4 protein-coding genes and 1 pseudogene are annotated in these 4,993 nt (G+C 48.9%); all 5 read right to left on the bottom strand.

Features of this window, described 5'->3' with window-relative positions; all coding sequences use genetic code 11:
• Positions 1-321: 321 nt before the first annotated feature.
• Complete coding sequence (locus VV869_RS23885) at positions 322-1,764, bottom strand: DUF4041 domain-containing protein (RefSeq protein ID WP_337737454.1); 1,443 nt, start codon at positions 1,762-1,764, stop codon at positions 322-324.
• 433 nt (positions 1,765-2,197) lie between these two features.
• On the bottom strand, positions 2,198-3,457 hold the full coding sequence (locus VV869_RS23880) for a Y-family DNA polymerase (RefSeq protein WP_337737453.1): 1,260 nt from the start codon (positions 3,455-3,457) through the stop codon (positions 2,198-2,200).
• A complete protein-coding gene (locus VV869_RS23875) occupies positions 3,457-3,861 on the bottom strand; it encodes a LexA family protein (RefSeq protein WP_337737452.1) in 405 nt (134 codons plus the stop codon). Before VV869_RS23875 ends, VV869_RS23880 begins: the two co-directional genes overlap by 1 nt.
• Positions 3,862-4,299: 438 nt before the next feature.
• Positions 4,300-4,458, bottom strand: a pseudogene (locus tag VV869_RS23870) (L-threonine 3-dehydrogenase); the annotation flags it as partial.
• Positions 4,459-4,548: 90 nt separating this feature from the next.
• Positions 4,549-4,993: hypothetical protein (locus tag VV869_RS23865; protein ID WP_337737451.1), on the bottom strand; the 445-nt coding region annotated here is incomplete at its 5' end.

Raw genomic sequence — 4,993 nt, 5'->3', positions numbered from 1 at the left:
TTGCTGCCGTCCGTGCGTTGAACAAGTTAACAGGGCTCGGCATGCCCGTAACTCGTAAAGTTAGCTAAAACATGGCTTAAATTGGGTAGATCTGTTGTTTTCCCTGATTTGATCAACAAAGCCCCCGAGATATCAAAAAATGGTGGTTCTCACTTATAACTGTTTATAAGTACAGATCAACTCGTGTAAGTCATTCATGAGCTTTGAAGACCCACTCGGCTGAGAATGATTAGAAAAAAAAGGGGCAGAGCCGAGTTAGGGCAACCTGTCAGATCTTGTCTCATCGAGGTAACGAAACTGACAGATTGCATTCAGACTAATTCATGCTGCATCACTAAGACGAAGGCTCTCATAATAGTCTTCCGCTAGAGCGGTCATTTTGAACTCAGCCTCTATTCCAGCAATCTTTTCGACAGCCTCTTTAATCTCATCCAGATCGACATTAAAGAATTCCTTACGAAGGTTGACTGCGTTAACACGTTGAGAGTGGAATTCACGGTGCAATGCTGTTTCGAGTGAAGGTGCATCATCAGTATAAATCATGGCATGTACGTCAAATGGAAATGGTACGCTGGCGTCACCAAGTTCTTTAACCCTGTCCATAGGTTCTAGCCTACGAGTCAAACCGATCTTGTAAACATCTTCACCAAAGGAGCCAATGTTACTTATCACGTACACATGACCTTTACGAGTTTGTTCAGCCATACTCTTAGCACGCTCTTCTTTGGCTTCCGCTTCAGCTAACTGCTGCTCTAGAATGGCTATTCTTTGTTCCATTTCACTACGTTCTTGTTCAGTCGCTTTAGCAAGTTCTTGCTGGGCTTTATCAAGCAGGTTTCGATACATCTTTTCTTCTTTCTCAGCTTCAGCAATAGCTTTTTCAAACTCTTTTAGCGCTCTCTGCTCTTCACGAATTTGCTCTTTGATAAGCTTCTGTTCGGCAATTTCTTCCTGCTTCTTCAGAGTATATTGATACTGAAGCTTACATTCTTCGAATTTGAGTTCGATGTAGTCGATGTCAAAACCACACTCAAGTGTCGCTGCCGACTTTTCTAGATTGTTTGCTAGTTTCTCGATTCGTTCCAGTGTGCGACCAAATGAGCTTGGAGATACCTTGCCTATAAGTAGGTCACATTCAATATTGAATGCAGTGAGCATCAACTTCACTTGACCATTCAGTATTTTATTATTGAAAGACTTATCATTAGAAATAACTGTTTTTTCTGGGAAAGTAATTGCAGTCTTATCTTTAATCATATCTTTCTGCTGCTGCCTGATATCTTTGATCTCTTCAGCATATCGAGTGGACGTTTCATAAAGGTATTGCGGAATTTCAAAGTGGCCATGAGCAGTGTATTCATCGAGTCGTGAATACAAGTCTATCTCACCCATCAGTTCTTCAAGATCTAGTTCGCCTTTTTCAATATTGGAATGAAGTTCATTTAGAGTATTCTTTGCTGTCTCAAGATTTTCTTGCTGCTCTTGAATGCTAAGTTTCAGCGAGTCATCTTGCCCTTTCAGAGCTTGAAGTTCGGCAGTTTCAGCGTTAATTGTGGAAAGCTCTTGCTTTGCTATCTCTGTTGCTTGTTGTAGTGACTCATTAGTTCCCTTTAATGCCTTGTGCTCTTGCTTGGCTTTGGCTAATGCTTCCTCGATAGATTTATACTGTCCAACTTTTTTATTCGCTGCTCGTTTCGTCAATATGTAGGTCAGCAAGACTGCTACTAAAGAGATGCCTGCTAACATCAGTATGTTATTATCCATTTTTTACCTTAAAACCTCTTGTATGAATTGCTTTCTAAGGGCTGCTCGTTCCTCGCAGCGCTCTTGATACTCTTCACTTGCACCTGCCAACGCATTTTTAAACGCTTGCTTTGCCGCGGATTTTTTCTGTCTTACTTGCCGATTTAACTCTCGCTGAGCTTCACGCACTGACCTTTCATGCTCTCTAAGTGCTTGAGCTTCAGCACGTTGCCGAGCTTTCTCTCTGCGTTGTGCTTCACGAGCGGCTTGCTTACTGGCTCTATCTATCGCCTTAACAACCTTTATCGCCGTTCTTAAACCACTTCCTCGCCTAGCCAATGTATTCCCTCCTTTGAGCAAACTAATACTTAGCTTGCGATGCTAGCACAACAAAAATGGCAGGATTGTTATCTGAGTCAAACAGGTTGCATAAATTGCTTGGCTATGAAGCGACCTAGCCACATTTGATAACCGGTAAATCCCGCCACTTGGTGGTGTACTGTGGAGACAGAAACTCACGGCGCATCGCCCATTTTGGGGTGATCCCCTGCGCGGCCATGAACACGGTGTCTGAACCAAACTTTCCGTTAATACTGTCGAAAGCTTTCATCAACGTAGGATCTGCTGGGGAGGTGTCAAACAAGTCATGCTGGGCATGGCGGGCATCTTCCAGGTCGATTAACCCGACGCCCACCTTGTAATAGCGCACACCCGGGATAAAGAGTGATTTAGCGGCTTGGGATGCGATTTGGGTCAGCTGCCGGGTGTCATCTGTCGGATAGGCAAACCGATACTGGAAACGTCTGCTCACGGGCGCTTCGTCGTACGGCGAGTTCCCGGCAAAAATGAGGATCTGCCGGCACAGTGATTGTTGTCGGCGCGCCTTGGCGGCCGCAATACCTGCATGCTTGCACAGTGCCTGCTCCAGTTCGGTCAGGGACGTGATCCGCTGACCCATACTGCGAGTTGAGAAGATCTGTTTCTTGTCTGCCCTGGCTTCATCCCAGACTTTGCAGGGCTGGCCGTTGAGCTCTCGAACAGTCCGCTCCAGTTCGACATTAAACTGCTTTCTCGCGAGACCAGGCGGCATATCGGCCAGCTGCAACGCGGTTTCAATCCCCACCAGCGATAACCGCCTGGCAATGCGCCCACCGATCCCCCATATATCTCGGGTCGTCATCTGCGCCAGTACCGGGCGCCATGCCCTACTCTCATCCAACACACAAACGCCCTGGTAACCGGGAATTTTCTTGGCCGCGTGATTCGCCACTTTGGCCAGCGTCAGCGTCGGCCCCATGCCGACACAGACAGGCAGTCGACACTCTTTCCATACCGTCCGTCTCAGCAAGCTGCCGTGCGCCGTGAAATCCGGGATCGCCTGACTGCAGCGCTGAAAGGAAAGAAAGGATTCATCAATGGAGTAGATATGTTGCTCCGGCGCAAAGCGACCGATCACCTCCATCATCTTGGCGGACAAGTCACCATAGAGCTCGTAGTTGGACGAGCAGACAATCACCCCTTTGGCTTTACACTGTCCCTTCACTTCAAAGTACGGCTTGAATTTTTCAATGCCGGCTTCGCGCGCCTGGCGGTTTGCGGCCACGATACAGCCGTCATTATTGCTGAGCACAATGATCGGCCTGCCGCGCCAGTCCGGCCGGTAAACCTGCTCGGCAGAGCAATAGAAGCTGTTGGCATCAACCAGGGCAAACATCAGGCCTCCAGTAACCGGCTGGCCCGGTGGCAGCGTATCGAGCGAACCACCACGCCTTCGACAGAAAACGGATCATCGCCACCGATCCAGATCGGCGGATATCCAGTGGTTGCAGAGAGTAACCGCCGCTGCCGGACATCGATGATCTTACAAACGAATTCTCCATTGAAATTGGCGACGATGACATCGTGGTCTGTCACCGAGACATGGCGATCTACAATCAGGATATCGCCATCGAATATCCCAACACCTTCCATTGAGCGCCCCTGTGCCCGCCCGATAAAGGTGGCACTGGGATGTTCAACCAGGAGTTCATCCAGGCTGAGGGGTAACTGGAGGTAATCGGCGGCCGGGCTCTCAAAGCCTGTGATCCCGGCACTTGCACAAATTGGGATGACGTTCATATCGCAAAATACTGGTTATTTATACAGTATTATTTTCAACGCTACCGGGGCGTTTTGCAAGCGCTCTGTCACTTCAATGGATCAACAGATGAAAAGGTAAGCAGGATGTGCGGACGATTCAGCATCGACAGCTGGCTGGCAGAAATGATGAGAGATGAAATGGAGTGGAAGGATCCCTGCTGACAAGCTTGAGTCTGAAAGGAATTTGAAGGGAGGCAGGAGTGGGATCACTCGAACTGTACCCGCCAACGTGTTTGGCAGTGTGTGTATCAATCCAAGTGAAAACGCCCCAAAAATCCTTGGGGCTTTTTTGTAACCCGCCTTGGGGCTAAATTGGGGCTTTTTTTGGGGCTAAATACCGCCCCAACTTCCATTTTACTGTTTATGCATACAGCACAGTCAAAACGAAAAAGCGCCCCTTTCGGAGCGCTCTCAATCTTATTCCCAGTCAAGGATAACCTTGCCGGAAAGCCCGCTACGCATGGCGTCGAAGCCTTTCTGGAAGTCATCAACCTTGAAGTGATGGGTGATAATTGGGTTCAGATCCAGGCCAGATTGGATCAGGCTTGCCATCTTGTACCAAGTCTCGAACATATCCAGTACAAGGGCACCTTTAGTCATATTAATCAGCCACTTATAAACTCATAACTACCTAATGGGGCTAAAATGGGGCTATTTGCGAGGAACTCAGGCGGGGGGTTTCGGGTACTGCGCCTTGACCGCCTCGATCGACTCGACCCAGGTGGTGGTGCCGTCCCGCAGATCGTCAAACTGCATCTCCAGCTGCTTTTCCTTAGCCGGGTACGCCGCCTCACGCAGCACTGCATAGTGCTCATAGAGCCACTGCTGGATGTCGATCTTGTCCGGCTTCACCGGCTCCTCGGCTTGCCAACTGGTGTGGGCTGCCTGATACAGTTCAGCCGAAAACGACGGTGGATTTTCACCGGACTCATCGAGCACCAGAAATGCCTCATCGTCCTGGCTGGGCTCGCGCTGGAGCCAGGTCAAATACTCGTCATGGAAGGCCCACTGCTGGGCGTTACAGACCATGCCTAAGAACTGGCGAATAAGATCGTCGCGTGTGCCTTTATGACGTCCGACAATCCGCCAAACATCATCCCAGCTTTTGCGC

This window comes from Photobacterium sp. MCCC 1A19761 (genome assembly GCF_037389125.1).
Lineage (GTDB): Bacteria > Pseudomonadota > Gammaproteobacteria > Enterobacterales > Vibrionaceae > Photobacterium.
Note: the sequence above shows the minus strand (reverse complement) of the source record. Positions and strands in the feature narration are given on the sequence as shown.